Genomic DNA, 16,940 nt, shown 5'->3' with positions numbered 1-16,940 from the left:
ATAGCTTCTGACAGATTAAACTGGCGCTAGTGTAGTCGCATCGTTGGCTAAGGGAAATAACTGTGGCAAAAAATCAGGCAATGTGACGATAAGGAATGGCGACATCCAGTTCACTGATGCGGTTACGCAGTACGCGAATAACCGTCAAGCGCGGCAATACTTTACCGGCCAGAGAGCTGAGCTCGCCAAGTAGCAGACAGCTGACACAATCAGGTTCAGCCGCAACTACCAACGCATACTGGCTGCTTAAGCCACGCAGTGTTACCACATCAAACAGTTGGGCATCACAGTGGCTGGCTTGTTGAAAATACCAGCTTTTATGGGCTTGCTGTTGCAGAAACTGGCAACTTAACGCCGTCAGACACAATTCCAGCCTTACAGCGGCAGGTAACTCCAGCGCTTGCAAGCTGTTATCTATCGCCCAGAACGATTCGGCTTCAGCCATCGACAACGCTTGCCGGCTTGGTATATGCAGCAACTGGCCGGCACTAAAAGGCGCGCAAAACTGCGCATCGTCCGATAAGTCGAGTATCAAACGGTCCCGTGTTTGGCTGTAACTCCAGTACCAGCGTTCTGATGGCCTTAACATGCAATTCCCTGCGGATAAGATAATGGTTATTTATTAATCGTTTACAGAAATACACTAAGCTGATCAGGATGTTAAAGACTTTTTTGTTCTAACAATGCAGGATCAGCTCCCGATCCTTATAAGCTATCAACGATCTCTTTAATTAATGCCGGACCACGATAAATAAAGCCGGTATATACCTGTAATAAATTCGCCCCGGCAGCAAGTTTGTCCTGCGCTGACGCAGCGTCACTGATACCGCCTACGCCAATAATTGGCAAATCTGCACCAACAGCCTGGCGCAGCTGTGCCAACACCTGGGTACTTTTATCCCGTACCGGTAAACCGCTTAAACCGCCGGCTTCGTCGGCATAACGCTGGCCCTGTACCAGGCTTCTGTCCAGTGTGGTGTTGGTGGCCACTACGCCGTCCATTTTGCTTTTAAGCAAGGTTTCAGCCACTTGCTGCACGGCAACCAGATCCATATCAGGGGCAATTTTGACAAACACCGGCACATATTTATCGTACTGCGCCTGTAAGTCCAGTTGTTCGTTTTTCACGCTTTGCAGCAAATCAAGTAGTGCATCGCCAAACTGCAAATCACGTAACCCCGGGGTATTGGGTGACGAAATATTTACCGTAATATAGCTGGCATGGGCATATACTTTGCGCATACAGTGCACATAGTCATCTTTACCCTGCTCGTTTGGTGTGTCTTTGTTTTTGCCGATATTTATACCCAACACGCCTTTATAGCTGGCGTTTTTCACGTTGTGTACCAGATAGTCCACGCCTTTATTGTTAAAACCCATACGGTTAATAATGGCCTGCGACTGCGGCAACCGAAATATGCGCGGCTTGTCATTACCCAATTGTGGCCTTGGCGTAATGGTACCCACTTCAATAAAACCAAAGCCCATCTGACCAAAGGCATCAATACATTCTGCGTTTTTATCCAGGCCGGCTGCCAGACCTAACGGATTATCAAAACGTATGCCTGCCACCGTAACCGGCTTAGCCTGAAGTTTCTGCCGCCACAAGGCGGCCAATGGCGTGTGTGACAGCTGTTTTAAGCTGCCTAAAGCAAAATTATGTGACCATTCAGCGTCACAAGCGAACATCAGTTTTTGCGCAATAGGATAAAACATAATCAGCCTTATTTAACCAAAAAAATACCCCGGACCAGCCGGGGTATTGTAGCGACTTAACGCCTTATTTTACAGGATCGCAGTGATGACTTAATAACATTAATTCACGTAGCGCCACTGAAAACTTAGCGAATTCATGGCTCTTAGTAGTTTTAAACTCGGCCAGCATTAACCGCCAACGTTCCAGTAAGGCGTCATGCGCGCTGATCCAGCTGTTTATCACCTCATCTGCCGCGCATACCTTGCCACAGCTGCGTACCACAACAGCAGACAGTGCCCGTTGCTGCCAGTCTAATTCTTCACGGTATGATGCCCGCGCCAGTGCCTGCCAGTGGTTAGCGACCGGTTGCGCGGTAATTTGATCGAGGAACCAGTGCAGATCCAACTTGTCGCCTAATTTAAAGTAAATTTCAGCAACCATTGGCAGTGACACCTTCTCGGTATCAGCAACCTGAGCAATATCCATTACCGAGAACAGCGTGCTAAGTTGCGATAAGTACTGAGCGACTTCTTCAGGCACACCCTGCTCAACAAAGTTAGCTTGCTTTTGTTGCAGCTGTTCCAACTCAGATGGTGCCAGGTATTTGGCCAAATCCTTAGCCAATTGCTGGTAAGCCGGTTTGAAGAAATCAACAGTCTGTTGAATATCCAATGCCTTATTGCGATGGCGCAGGAACCAACGGGTTGCCCGGCGCATAGTACGGCGCAACTGATGCAACAAACGGGTTTGCAGCTCAGCCGGGATCACGTTATCCAGCTGTTCTACTTTGCGCCAAACGGCAGCCATATCAAACAAATCACGCGCTATGGCATAACACAGCGTTACTTCACCAACGCTGGCACCGGTTTCTTCCTGCATGCGCTGAGCAAAGTTAGGCCCCATCTCGTTTACCAGCATGTTCGCCAGTTTAGTGGCGATAATTTCGCCCTTCAGCGGATGGTTTTCCATTTCTTTAGCATACTTGTTCTGCAGCATCTGCGGGAAGTTTGCAAACAACTGGCGTTTAAAATAAGCGTTCTCAAAAATTTCCGGTAATACCAAACGCTCTTTCAATACCATTTTGCCGTAAGCCGTCAGAATAGACAGCTCTGGCCGGGTTAAGCCCTGGCCTTTGGCCATACGCTCTGCCAGCTCGTCGTCAGATGGTAAAAACTCCAGCTCACGGTTTAACTTGCCGTCTTTTTCCAGCGTATGAATAAAACGGGTGTACTCTTTTAACTGCTCAGAGCCAAGCAAGGAAGAAATGCTAATGCTCTGAGTTTGACGATAGCAGTCTTTAATAACGATTGCTGCCACATCATCAGTCATATCCAGCAGTAATTTATTACGCTGTTTTAGTGTCAAATCGCCAGCCGATACCAGAGTATTCAGTAAGATTTTTATGTTTACTTCATTGTCTGAGCAGGTTACGCCACCAACGTTGTCGACAAAGTCGGTATTGATCAGGCCGCCATGCATGGCAAATTCAATCCGGCCACGTTGGGTCGCGCCCAGGTTACCGCCTTCGCCAAAGATTTTTGCCTGCAAATCTTTACCATTAACCCGCAGCGGCTCTGAACCCCGATCACCGACTTCAGCATGGCTTTCGCTGCTGCCTTTAATGTAGGTACCAATACCGCCGTTCCAAATCAGATCTACCGGCATCATCAGCGTTTCGCGGATAAGCTCATTAGGGGTCATGCTGGCTTTGGTGGTGCCAAGCATTTCTTTCATCTGCGGCGACAGTTTAATCGCTTTGGCACTACGCAGGAAAATACCACCGCCCTCTGAAATTAACGCCTTATTGTAGTCATCCCAGGTTGAGGTCGGTAAATTGAATAGCCGCTCACGTTCCTGCCAGCTTTTTGCCGCATCCGGATTCGGATCGATAAAAATATGCATATGGTTAAACGCCACCTGCAAACGAATATGCTTGGACAATAACATGCCATTACCAAACACATCGCCGGCCATATCACCAATGCCAACACAGGTAAAATCGGTGTTTTGGCAGTCTATGCCAATTTCACGGAAGTGACGCTTAACTGACTCCCAGCCACCACGGGCCGTAATGCCCATTTTCTTATGGTCATAACCGTTTGAACCACCAGAGGCAAAGGCATCACCCAGCCAGAAACCATATTCTTCCGAGATACCGTTGGAGATATCAGAAAACGTAGCCGTGCCTTTATCTGCAGCAACTACCAGATAAGGGTCATCCTCGTCATGGCGGACTACGTCTTTTGGCGGTACTACAGCGCCCTGTACGATATTGTCGGTAATATCCAGCAAACCACGAATAAAGGTGCGGTAGCACTCTTTACCTTCGTTAAGGAAAGCCTCACGCCCGCCGGTTTCCGGCAGTTTTTTACAGACAAAACCACCTTTTGAGCCGGTTGGTACGATAACGGTATTTTTTACCTGTTGGGCTTTTACCAGCCCGAGTACTTCGGTACGGAAGTCTTCCCGGCGATCTGACCAGCGCAAGCCACCGCGAGCTACTTTGCCAAAGCGCAAATGTACGCCTTCTACTCTGGGCGAGTAGACAAAGATCTCAAACATTGGCGTTGGTAACGGCATGTCCGGAATAAGATCGGATTTAATCTTAAACGAGATATACGGCTTGTCGGCACCATCAGCTAATTTTTGGAAATAGTTGGTGCGCAGGGTGGCATTAATCATGTCAACAAAGCGGCGGATAATACGGTCATCATCCAGGTTAGCCACATGCTCCAACTGACTGGTGATTTGCTCTTCCAGTTTTTCAATGGTTTTGGCAGTCGCTTTCGACTTCGGCTCAAATTTGCTGTTAAATAGCTGAACCAACAAGTTGGCCAGCTCTGCATAGCGGGTAAAAGTGCTCTCAACGTACGACTGACTAAACGTGCCGCCAATCTGGCGTTTATATTTAGCATAGGCGCGCAGCAGCGATGCTTCACGTCCGCTCAGTCCAGCACCGAGGATCAACTTGTTAAAACCGTCATCTTCTAACTGGCCAGCCCATACTTTGGCAAAGGAGTTTTGAAACGAGTTCTGTGCCGCTTCAAAGTCTGCCGGTACCGCACAGTTTAGTTCCATAGCGAAATTTAATATCCAGCTAACGGTGCCATCGGCGCATTTAACGGCATAAGGTGTCTCGCCGATCACGCGTAAGCCGAAGTTCTCCAGCATTGGCAGCACATCAGATAAATGGATCGGATGGTCTTTATGGAACAGATTTAACCGCACCGCTTTGCTTTCAGCTTTTTCTTCCTGCGGCCGGTAAAACAGCATTTCCAGCTTATGCTCATCATTCAGCGCTTCTAGCTTACCAATGTCGACCAAAGCATCGTTTGGCAGCATCTCTTCTTTGTAGCTGCGCGGGAAGGCATTAACATATTTACCAATCAGCTCGCGGCCGCGCGCTTCACCATAGACACCTATCAGCGCACTTTCTAATTTGTCTTCCCAGGTGCGGGCGGCTTCAACCAGATTACGTTCAATATCTTTCACTTTATACTCGACATGGCTATCGCTGATCCGTACCAGATAATGGGTACGTGCCAGCACAGATTCAGAGAAATAGGTGGTAAACTCCACCGGCTCGTCGCTACCCAGTGCGTTTTGTAAAATGACCTGGGTTTCTTTACGCAGCTGGGTGTTGTAACGCTCGCGCGGTACATACACCATAGTCGTAACAAAACGGCCAAAGGGTTCTTTACGCATAAAGACCCGCGTCATATCACGTTCCTGCATTTGCAGTACGCCCATGGCTACGTGCAGTAATTCATCTGCGGTCGCCTGAATAAGCTCATCACGCGGATAAGTTTCCAGGATATTGAGCAAGGCTTTGTAAGCATGGGTACCGACGGCAAATTCTGACTTTTGCATAACCGCAGCCAGTTTATCTTTTAGCAGCGGAATATCGCCGGCACTGTTGTTATACAGCGACGAGGAATACAAACCGATAAAACGATCTTCGCCAATGACTTTGCCGTCTTTATCGAATTTTTTTACGCCGATATAATCGATATAAGCCGGACGGTGAACACGGGATTTATTGTTGGTTTTGGTCAGGATTAACAGCGCCTGACTCAGTGCCTGCTTACGGCCAGATTCAGGTAATTCAGACAGCATCAGTTCACGAGACGATGTGCGGCGCATTAAACCCAGCGACGTATCATCAATACCACAAATCTGGTAGTCACCTTTAACCGGGCTAATGCGGTACTCGCGATAACCTAGTAAAGTAAAGTTATCTTTAACCAGCCAGTTTAAAAAGTCATTAACCTGCTCTACTTCAGCCTTGCTGGCTTTGCCGCTTTGCTTTGGTAAGTTTTTTATGACCTGCTTTAACTTTTCACGCGCGGGTTTCCAATCTTGTACCGCCAGTGAAACATCTTCCATTACTGAGTGCAATTCGTCAGTCAGCGCCGAAATAGCGGCTTTGTCAGTCAGCCGATCTATTTCTATATGAAATACGGTTTGTTGTGTGCTGGCCGTGTCTTTACTGCCAAGCTTAAAGAAATCCGTGATGTTGCCTTTATCATCACGCTCGGTCTGCAATGGGTAATGCAGTAACAGGTGAGCAGTAATATTAAGACGGCTTAATGCCATGCGCACCGAGTCAACCAAAAAGGGCATATCCGCAACCACTATTTCAACCACAGTGTGCTTAGACTCCCAGCCATGCTTAGCAATTTCCGGATTAAACACCCGGATCATTGCGTCAGGTTGTGCGTGACGATTAAAGGTTTGCCATAAACTTAGTGCGGCGCCATACAAGTCGCTGTCATTGCGGCCAACTAAATCTTCATTCGACATATTGCCATACAAGGTATAGGCAAACTTTTCGATCAGGTGCACCTGATCTTTCACTTTTTGTTTAATTAGTTTATTAACATTTTGTAGTAATACAGAGGGTTGACCGTCTATCAGTGCCATTTTTGTATCCTTTTTGCAGTCACTGCTGTAAAGCAGGCGCTACCGAACATACCAGAGCGTGTCAGCTGCGCAGTGTAGTGCCAATTGTAGCGCTTTTCGAGCACTATTTTTGCCTTTTATGCTGGTTAAACCAGTGATTTTTAAAGGCTCTGACAACTTATTCAACTAGCGTAAATAGAAAATGGCCTTTCGGCCATTTTCTTGTTTATTCATGCAGGAATATTTTTACCTGCGCCGCCATAAAAAAGCAGCCAGTGCCGGCAACACCACTATCGCGCCGAGCATATTAACGATAAACATAAAGGTTAACAGTATGCCCATATCCACCTGAAACTTCAGGGCAGAGAAAACCCAGGTGCTGACACCTATCGCCAGTGTAATACCAGTAAACAGTACCGCACTGCCGCGTTCTTTTAATGCTTCAAAGTAGGCCTCACGCAGTGGCGCACCATCGCGTAACATTTGCGTCATGTTAGACAGTATGTAAATACCGTAATCGACACCTATCCCCACCCCTAAGGCAATAACCGGTAAGGTTGATACCGTTAAACCAATTTGCAGTTTGGTCATCAGCGCCGTTGCCAATACCGACACCACGTACAGCGGCAATATCACCGAAATAGTGGCGCGCAACGAACGGAAGCTAAGCAGACATAACAAAATTACCGCGCCGTAGACATACCACATCATAGGTTGCTGGGCTTCTGACACGGCTTCATTTGTTGCCGCCATAACGCCGGCCGGCCCGGATGCCAGCATAAAACGGGTGTCTTCATCACCCAGTTCAGCGCCATATTGCTTAGCTGCAGCCACCACCCGCTCGATGGTTTCTGCTTTGTGATCTTCTAAAAACAACATCACCGGCATCACTGAGCAATCGGCATTTAACAAGCCGGTGCTGGTTTCAACCCGGGCAGAAGCCTGTACCAAACTTTGCGTGTTGCGTGGCAGGATGCGCCATTTAACATTGCCCTCGTTAAAGGCGGCATTAATGGTTTTTGACACAGAAGCCAGTGACACTGCTGATTGCACCCCGGGAACATTTTCCATCAGCCACTGAAACTGGTCGATTCGCTGCATAATATCGTGCTCAGTACAGGCGCTGGGTATGGTTTCTACCATCACATTAATGTAATCGACAGAAATGGCATAGCGGTCGGTGATTAAAAAAGTATCCTGGTTGTAACGGGATTCTTCATGCAGCGCTGGCGCTCCGGCATGTAAGTCACCAATTTTCAGTTGCTGGCTTTGCATATAACCAAAGGCAAATAACACTGCAGTACTAAGCAAAATAACGGCAGCATATTTACGCGTTGCAAACGCCGATAACGCATACCAGATTTTTTCAGCCGCAGCTGAAGGCGCTGCCGCGCGCGCTTTATACTTAGCACTGAATTTAACAAAAGACATCAATACCGGCAGCAAAATGAGGTTGGTCAGAATAATTACCGCGACACCTAAACTTGCTGTAATAGCCAGTTCGCGGATCACGCCTATTTCAATAATCAACAGTGTTAAAAAACCAACCGTATCTGACAGTAACGCTACCCCGCCCGGTACCAGCAGTTTGCGGAAACTGGCTTGCGCCGCTGTTTTGGCGTCCATACCGGCAGCAACCCGCTTGCCGGTTGAATTGATCATTTGTACGCCATGGCTAACACCGATAGCAAACACCAGAAACGGTACCAATATCGACATCGGATCGATACCAAAACCCAGCACCGACAATAATCCCATCTGCCAGACTACTGCCATCAGCGAACAGGCTATCGGCAAAATCGTCAGCATTAACGAGCGGCAAAAAAAGAACACCATAATAGATGTAACAGCAATGGCTACGGCAAAAAAGGCTAAAACACCTTTTGCACCATCGGCAACATCACCCACCATTTTGGCAAAACCAATGATATGTACACTGAGGTTGTCATTTTCGTACTTACCACGGATATTTTGCTCCAGCGTACTGGCAAAACCGATAGTATCAAGCTTTTCGCCGCTGTCCGGATCGGTTTCCAGCAACTGGGCAGAAATCATCGCACAGCTGTAATCATCCGCTACCATCCGGCCAATAATGCCGGCTTTCTCGGTATTTTCTTTCACCTTTGCCAAACCGCTGGCGTTAGCAACAAAATCAGCCGGAATAACAGGGCCGCCGGCAAAGCCATCTTCAACAACTTCAACAAAACGGGTACTGGGGCTAAATAACGATTTTACCTGTACCCGGTTAACACCAGGGGTATACAGTAGTTCGTCATGTGCGTTGCGCAAACTGTTAAAAAAGTCAGCGTTAAAAATGTCGCCACGGGTATCACATAGCGAGATAAGAATATTGTTGGCGCCGCCAAAGTCCTGCGCATGGCGCAGGTAGGTTTGCATATATTCATGTTTTAACGGAATATTTTTTGTAAAAGCGGCATCGAGTTTAATTGACGTTGCTTTAAATAATAAAAACAAGGTTGCCAGCAAAAAGACAACAATAACCATTGCCCGATGGCGGAACAATGCATATTCAAACTTATTGACCAGTCTGTTAATACTCATTTTATTCTAATTCACTTAGTTTGATCGTTTTTACACCGGTTTCGGTGACCAGTATTAATTTGTCCTGCCACACCAGGCCATTGACAATAGCCTTACCATTGGCCTGTGAGCTGTCACTAAAACTGATGCCGTCATTGTTGCTGACTAGCAGACTACCGGCATTACCTACCAGGTATAACCGTCCTGCAGCATCTGAAAATACGCTGTTGAAGGTTGCGGTTTCTTCCAGCTCCAGCGGCAACCAGGTGTTGCCTTGATCAGTACTTTTAAAAGCGTGCCCCCGCAGGCCCACTGCTATCAGGCTCATCTGCTCAGAGCGGGTAATGTCAAACAATGAACCATTATAAAATTCTTCCAGCCGGCTCCAGCTTTGACCAAGATCTGTACTTTTAGCGGCAAATCCGGCTTCGCCTACCATGTACAACACATTACCGTCGGCAAACAGCCGGTTAAAGTGTGGCAAAATCGCACCCTGCTCTATCACATATAAGTCTGGATCCGTCTGCTGCAAATCAGCCAGATAATCCTGATCGTCTTCGGACAGCAACTCTGGATGAAACTCTTTGTTCCAGCTTACACCGCCATCAAGGGATCGGTAAAATAAGCCATAAGCTCCAACGGCAATGCCATTTTGCAGATCAGAGAAATATATATCAAACAGCGGTTTGTCTGTCTCAGGGGCAAAATGTTGTATCTGCCAGCTTAAGCCACCATCTGTGGTGTGTAAAATGCTGGCATCATGGCCAACAGCCCAGCCATATTGTTTGTTGGCAAAATAAACACTGTTCAGATTAGCCTGCACCGGCACTTGTGCCTGCTGCCACTGCTCACCATCCTTACTCACCAGAATGTGTCCGCGCTCACCCACTACAACCAGCGCAGTGCCTTGCACGTCTATAATATCAGTCAACAAAGAGTTGGCTGCCAGCGGCATCTGATAAGCGGCTTGCGGCTCTACCTGATCGGCTTGCACCGAAACGGCAGCGGTCAACAAAGCAGAACTTATTGCAACTAAATGCATGAATTTATTAGACATATCTTGAACTATTACTCTACTGTACCTTGCAAATAAAAACGGTTGGCACTAGGCCAACCGTAACCGTAATGCATGAAAGTTAACGGGTACCTTCACGACGCAATGCTGCCGGCGTAAAATCAGCATCGGACAACTGCACAGAGAAGTCATACATTTTGTCTTCGTTGTCCAGACCAATGGCGATATAACGACGGGAGTTCAGGTCGTGATACACTTCCAACGTACTCCAGTGTGTCGGCACTTCATAATAGTTCAGACCATGTGCAAAGGCGACACGGTACAGTTCCATACGGTTATCGTACAGATCTGCCACATGAATTTGCCAGCTGTCTTCATCAATATAAAACACCCGTTTGCCATAAACGTGGCGGGTACCGTCTTTTAATGTTGCTTCAACTACCCAAACTCGGTGCTTCTCCCAACGCACATAGTCCGGGTTGATATGACCAGCTTGCAGCAAGTCGGCATATTTAACGTCATTGCTGTGCAATTTGTAGTCATTATAGGCAATGTACATTTCCTGCTTGCCTTTTAACTGCCAGTTATACCGGTCAGGCGAACCATTGAACATGTCAAAGTCATCTGTGGTACGTAAACCATCTGATGCTGTACCCGGTGCATCATAAGCAACGTTTGGTGCGCGACGTACACGGCGTTGACCGGTGTTGTAAGTCCAGGCCTGACGTGGTGTCTTAACCTGATCCATCGTTTCATGCACCAGTAACGCTGTACCGGCCAAACGGGCTGGTGAGGTTACACCCTGCTTAAAGCGAAATAGAATATTTTCTGCAGTTAACGCTTCGGCAGTGGCATTGGGCTCTGAATATTTGAACATGATTTGTTCATCAAAACCTATCACCGTATAGGCTCCGGTTGCGGTAGGCGCAGCCTGGCCACCATTACGGCTGGCAGCAACACCACGATAGCGCAACAGATGGTTCCATATTGCTTCTAAACCATTTTGTGGGATCGGAAACGGTACCCCTATAGCCGCATTTACAATGCCATTACCGCCTTCGACCAATTCAGCCTGAGTAGCGATATTTTTAGTAGCATCATAAACATACTGCGGGTAAGACGCAGTACGGCGTGTTTGATACACATTCATTTTAAAGGTATCAGGATACAGCTCGAACAAACTAATCTGGCCCGGGCTTAACAGCGATTTGTATTGCTCTACGTTACTTTTATCAATGGTAAACAACACTTTGTCGTCAGCAAATGGGTTCAGGTGATGCATACCAGGCGTATAGCCAGCCGGCGCAGCTGTAATGCCGCCCGTCCACGCTGGGATAGAGCCATCTGCGTTAGCCGCTTTTTCTGCACCTAATGGCGTTAAGTCATTGCCAAGCCGGTTGGCTTGTTCCTGAGTAACCTTAGCAGCCACAGAGCAGCTTAATACCAATGCCATTGCTGAGGTCAGTAGGGTGAGTTTTTTCATAATTAGTGCTCGTCCCTTAAATAGAGTACTTAATGTTAAAAGAGATAAAGTCGCGGTCGGCTACATTATTGGTTGTGCCCTGACCACCCCAGAATACGTTGTATGACAGCTCACCTGACCACTTGCTCAGGTAATCAAAACTTACCGCGTACGCCAGTGACTTACGATCTTCTACGAACAGGAATAACGGATCAGGCGTAATACCATTTACATCGTGTGAAAATACAACACGTTGCGACAGGTTTACACCAGCAAATACGTTGTTGTAGTCGGCTTTAGCCAGTAAACGGTAACCCCAGGCAGATGCAGTTGGAAACGGATTAGTCTCGGCACCGTTTGACAAACCGGTATGCAAACCATCTTTGTTTACCAGATTACCACTGCCATCCAGCCCCAGTAATGGGCCACCGCTGCGATCAGTATTAGGGCCATTCAACCGTAAAACGCTTTGATCTGGCATATCCTGAATACTGATACCACCTACTTCTGCTAACATCGACAAGTTATCCGCACCCAGTGTTGGGCCGAATAAGTGGGTAAAGGTCATTTGGGCCTGCAAGGTATCACTTACAATGAAACCCTGAGCTTTTTGTCCCGGCATCACTTTCTGACCATAACGTGGATCGCGGCCTATTTGCGAAATGCCCGCCAGATCAGGACGTAAACCTGCATTGGCTAACTGCTCCGGCATACCGGCATAAAGAATCTCTACGTCGTCAATTTGCAGTGGTTCATCTTTACGGAACGAGATTTCACCAGCGACAGAGGTTTCACCTGCTGTGGTATTGAAACTGAAACCGTACAGTTTGATGTCTTCAGGATATTCAATCAGCGCTTTGGAAAACGCACCTAACTGAGTAATATTTTCCTTGGTAACGCCACCAGACGCTGCCATAGCAGCTAAGCGGCCAATATCAGCTCCGGCCTGAGAAAAATCAGAGGCAATACCTGAAATCAGAGGCACCCGGCTGTGGTAGTTCATGTAATACAATGCAAACTCAGTGTCGTTCAGCTCAGGTGAAAAGTATTCGAATTTAATACCGTATTCACCGCCATCTTCTGGCTTAAGTTCGCCGGCACTGCCATAGGGGCGCAACGTCACTTTCGTTGGATAGGCTAAATAGGCTTGCGCTGCAGTCGCAGCAGGCAAAGCACCAGAGGCAACAGCCGAGCCAAGCATGTTCAGACTGCTAAGCAGATGGTTTAAATCTATATCCGGATTGCCGGTAAAACCTAACTGCACATTTTGCAGGTAGCCGCCTTCGCCGGCAAAGTCGTTAGTAGAGAAATAAGTACCCGGTACCGGCAAGTAACTATTAACCCACTCGTACTGATAGAACATTTCTGTCGACAAGTTCTCTGTCAAACCAATATTCAACGTCAGCATACCAACAGGAATATAAGCTTCTTTTAACTCAGCGCCAGGTGCGCGGGCGACACCAACATCGATAGGCGTAATATTGATACCGTGCTGGATCAGGGTACTTTCACCCCAACTGAGCACTTGCTGACCTAATTTAACCGTCAGTGGGTTCATGCCATCGTTAAAACTAAAGTTGCCGTAAACGTAAGCATCCAGTAAGCGGACATCACGACAGGTCAGACTACGGGCATCTTTATCTGCACAAGGATCGACCCGCTGGCCAGAAACAGGGTTAGTGTAAGCACCTTCCTTGTCCATTAGCGCAAAGTCATAAAAATACATAAAGCGGGTGAAAAGACCGATGTTATCTTTGGTAATAGATAATTCATGCAAGCCTTTAAACAGGCTGCTAAACATATCGCCCCGGTCATAATTCAGATTACCGGCGTCACCATTGCTGGAATAAGCACCTGGCTGTTGCCAAATTTGTGAAGGGGTATAAATGTTATTTGTTGCGGCGTTATAACCTTCCCAATCGAAGCGCGGATGGTTAACTTTACTGATGGTATCCCAATTACGGTCTTCCATACGCCAGCTACCACCGTATGAGAAGGTTGAGTCGAAAGTGATATCTACATCACCCAGACTCCAGGATGCGGCATGTACCGGCGCCATTGTCAAAGCAAACAGCGCGGATGCAACACCCACAGCTAAGGGCTTCTTAGCAAAGGTTATTGACCTTTTTTTCATCTTGTTATCTCCCCCCCTGTCCCAACAGGATTTATAAATGTTTTTTTAGTTATATTACTAAGCCAACTGATCCGATCTCAGCTTACCTAGCTAAAATAATTACATCATTTAAGGCTACAGGCAAGGCCTGCTATGTCGTAAATCTGTTGATTTGTATTCAGTTTTTACAAATAGCGCTCAACTTTCCGCCACATTTAGTGCTGTCAGGTTTAATCTAACCATTACACTGTTGCGACATTGTTTCTAAGCTAATGAAATTAAAGGTCAAACCAGACAGTTAAGCAAGTTATTGTTTTAATTCAGCGTTTAAAGTATTCACTCTAATTAATTTTTTCCAACCGCTGAAAACTACCCTGTTCAGTTACACTTAGCCGAAACCGCCCACGTAATCCCAACGCATCAACAAAAGGCTGCAGATGGCGAAAATGCAACTGAATACGCAACCCCTCATCTGTGGTTACCAGCACATATTTGATCTCACCGCGGTAATACCCGAGGCACTGCTCAGTGCTGAGCACAGCATTAAACTTGTACTGTGGCATTATGGCAAACTTCGACTGACCTTCTCAAACAGGTCATTGCTTAAGTTTGACTGGGCAGCTAAAAGCTGCAGTGCATCCAACATTAATTGCTGTCGGGTTTTATCAAAGCGCCGCCAGCTTAACAGTGGCGTTACCAGCCTTGCTGATACTTGCGGATTGATCGGATCAAGCTTAGTTATCGCCTCAAGTAGTAAGCGATAGCCTGCGCCGTCCAGCCGGTGAAATTGCTGCGGATTTCGCATACTAAACGCCGAAAACAGCGCCCGCACGCGATTGGGGTTTTTCCAGCTGAACTGCCGATGCTGTTGCATTGCCGCTATACCTGCAAACACTGTATCCGCGGGATCTGTTGCGACTAAAGCGAAAGCTTTATCCATCACCAGGGCGTCATGTTGCCAGCGCTGGCAGAAATCGTCCCGCAGTTGTGGAAAAAGTGCAGATCCGGCTTGCTGAGTGGCCATTAGCACCGCAATGGTGTCGGTCATGTTGTCAGCTTGCTGGTAGTGCTGCTGCAACACGACGTCATATTCTGCTAACTGCGCCATATAACTTAAGCACAGATGGCGCAACCGGCGTATGGCAACATCCTGCTGCTGATAGCGGTAAGCCGGCTGCGGCAGGTTGTGCAGACACTGTAAAAACGCCTCTCGTAGCTGCTGCGCTAAAAACATTTTAATGCTGCTGAGAGCAGATAAAATAGCGTCAACCGGGATTTCATCGTGCTGCTCTGCCAAAGTGTCAAAATCAGGTAAGGTTAATAATTCTGCGGTCAATGCCAAATCCGCTGCCGGCAGTTCCAGCCACTGTTTTAGCAGCGCAACAAGTTCAGCTGTTATCACGGTTTGCACTGCTGCGCCCTGCATAACCGCAGTTATTTGCCGGCTCCAGTATTGCTGCATGGCATCCCAGCGTGCCACACCATCTGACGCCTGTGCAGCAATCTGCAGTAAGTCTTCAGTTGTAGCCTGACAGTGCAATTTAACCGGCGCAGAAAAATGCTCTAACCAAACAACTACAGGCTCTGTGGCTACGTCAGGCAGCACAAATTGCTGCTCTGCGTCAGTAAGGCAAAACAGCTGTTTTTGCCTGCTGTTGTCTGCGAAAAGTAACTCGACCGCAATCGGCAACAATAAGGCTTGCTTAGTGGCCTGATCGGCAGTTGCCGCAGTTTCTTGCCTTAGTGTCAGGCTAAGTTGTTTAGTATCCGCATCGTACTGCTGCTTTACGGTCAGCACCGGGGTGCCGGATTGGCTGTACCACAGCGCAAATTGCGTGAGGTCATAACCGCTGGCATCTTGCATAGCCCGGATAAAATCGTCGCAGGTTGCTGCCTGTCCGTCGTGACGTTTAAGATACAGTGTCAAGCCACTGGCAAATAACTGCCGTCCCAGCAGTGTTTGCAACATGCGGATGACTTCGGCACCTTTATCGTAAACTGTGACAGTGTAAAAGTTATTCATTTCCAGCACTTGCTCTGGCCGGATCGGGTGCGCCATCGGGCTGGCATCCTCAGCAAATTGGGCCGAACGAATTAATTTAACTGCATCAATACGGGACAACGTCGCCGAACCCATGTCAGCGCTAAATTCCTGATCACGAAATACTGTTAGTCCTTCTTTCAGGCTTAACTGAAACCAATCACGACAAGTTACGCGGTTACCGGTCCAGTTATGAAAATATTCATGACCGATAATAGATTCAATATTAAAATAATCTCTGTCTGTCGCGCTGGCAGCATCGGCCAGCACATACTTGCTGTTAAAAATATTCAGACCTTTATTTTCCATCGCGCCCATATTAAAAAAATCAACAGCGACGACCATGTAAATATCCAGATCATACTCAAGGTTAAAGCGTTGCTCATCCCAGCGCATGGCTCGTTTTAATGCCTGCAGAGCAAAGTCACCTTTTGCTGCTGCGCCTTTATCAACAAACAGCTCTAAGCGGACATCACGACCTGACTGGGTAATAAAGTTGTCTGTCACTAAATCAAAATCGCCGGCTACCAAGGCAAACAAATAACAAGGCTTGGGAAAAGGATCATGCCACTGCACAGTTCGCAAACCCAGCTCGTCGATATGATCTGAAATTTTGTTGCCATTCGACAACAGGTAAGGATAGGTTTTAGCATCGGCTTTTATGGTGACGGTGTACTGGCACAGTACATCGGGACGGTCCGGGAAAAACATTATCCGCCGAAAACCTTCAGCTTCACATTGCGTACAATAGGTATTGCCCGCCATATACAGGCCTTCAAGTGCCGTGTTGTGCTGGGGGGCAATTTCCGTTTCAATACAGAGTTCAAAACTATCCGGCACCTCGGGCAACACCAGGCCATCAGCGGATAACTGATAGTGCTCTGCACTCAGTTTGCGACCATCAAGAGTTATAGCAATTAACGTTAAGTGTTGGCCGTCCAATTGCAGCGCAGCACCGGGCGTTTCACGATTTACCTGCATTACCGCAGTAACACGGGTTGCCGTGCTATGCAGGTTAAAACTTAACTGCATAGTTTTGATGGTAAATGCCGGCGCCTGGTAATCGTGACGCGAACGGGCGATCCGGTTAGTAGTCTGTGCTGACATAAATGCTCTCGGACAATTTAAAAAACATTATTGTAATAATGACAAAAAAGCCTGACAGATTCA

Annotated in this window: 9 protein-coding genes; all 9 read right to left on the bottom strand. The window is 47.4% G+C overall.

What is annotated here, in order from left to right:
- Window positions 1-73 precede the first annotated feature (73 nt).
- Window positions 74-589, bottom strand: coding sequence for a cell division protein ZapC domain-containing protein (locus tag MN202_RS18180; RefSeq protein WP_335737564.1), 516 nt, complete (start codon window positions 587-589; stop codon window positions 74-76).
- A gap of 116 nt (window positions 590-705) precedes the next feature.
- Entirely contained in the window at window positions 706-1,716 is a 1,011-nt protein-coding gene (gene pyrD, locus MN202_RS18175; protein WP_335737563.1) for a quinone-dependent dihydroorotate dehydrogenase, read from the bottom strand.
- 64 nt (window positions 1,717-1,780) lie between these two features.
- A complete protein-coding gene (locus MN202_RS18170; protein WP_335737562.1) occupies window positions 1,781-6,619 on the bottom strand; it encodes an NAD-glutamate dehydrogenase in 4,839 nt (1,612 codons plus the stop codon).
- A 225-nt stretch (window positions 6,620-6,844) separates the two neighbouring features.
- Window positions 6,845-9,160 (bottom strand): efflux RND transporter permease subunit, encoded by a 2,316-nt coding sequence (locus MN202_RS18165; protein ID WP_335737561.1) that lies wholly within the window; start codon window positions 9,158-9,160, stop codon window positions 6,845-6,847.
- Window position 9,161: 1 nt separating this feature from the next.
- Window positions 9,162-10,196, bottom strand: coding sequence for a WD40/YVTN/BNR-like repeat-containing protein (locus MN202_RS18160; RefSeq protein ID WP_335737560.1), 1,035 nt, complete (start codon window positions 10,194-10,196; stop codon window positions 9,162-9,164).
- Between the two features lie 79 nt (window positions 10,197-10,275).
- Window positions 10,276-11,637, bottom strand: a complete 1,362-nt coding sequence (locus MN202_RS18155; protein WP_335737559.1) for a DUF1329 domain-containing protein — start codon at window positions 11,635-11,637, stop codon at window positions 10,276-10,278.
- 16 nt (window positions 11,638-11,653) lie between these two features.
- The gene (locus tag MN202_RS18150) at window positions 11,654-13,750 is read right to left on the bottom strand and encodes a DUF1302 domain-containing protein (RefSeq protein WP_335737558.1); all 2,097 of its coding nucleotides are present in this window, start codon (window positions 13,748-13,750) and stop codon (window positions 11,654-11,656) included.
- A 320-nt stretch (window positions 13,751-14,070) separates the two neighbouring features.
- A complete protein-coding gene (locus MN202_RS18145; protein ID WP_335737557.1) occupies window positions 14,071-14,292 on the bottom strand; it encodes a DUF2835 family protein in 222 nt (73 codons plus the stop codon).
- Window positions 14,292-16,877: an aminopeptidase N gene (gene pepN / locus MN202_RS18140; protein WP_335737556.1), complete on the bottom strand. Its 2,586-nt coding sequence runs from the start codon at window positions 16,875-16,877 to the stop codon at window positions 14,292-14,294. The genes MN202_RS18145 and pepN overlap by 1 nt, the downstream gene beginning before the upstream one ends.
- Window positions 16,878-16,940 lie beyond the last annotated feature (63 nt).

The organism is Rheinheimera muenzenbergensis, assembly GCF_036984005.1.
Lineage (GTDB): Bacteria > Pseudomonadota > Gammaproteobacteria > Enterobacterales > Alteromonadaceae > Alishewanella > Alishewanella muenzenbergensis.
The sequence above is the reverse complement of the archived record's forward strand: the minus strand, read 5'-3'. Positions and strand labels throughout refer to the sequence as shown.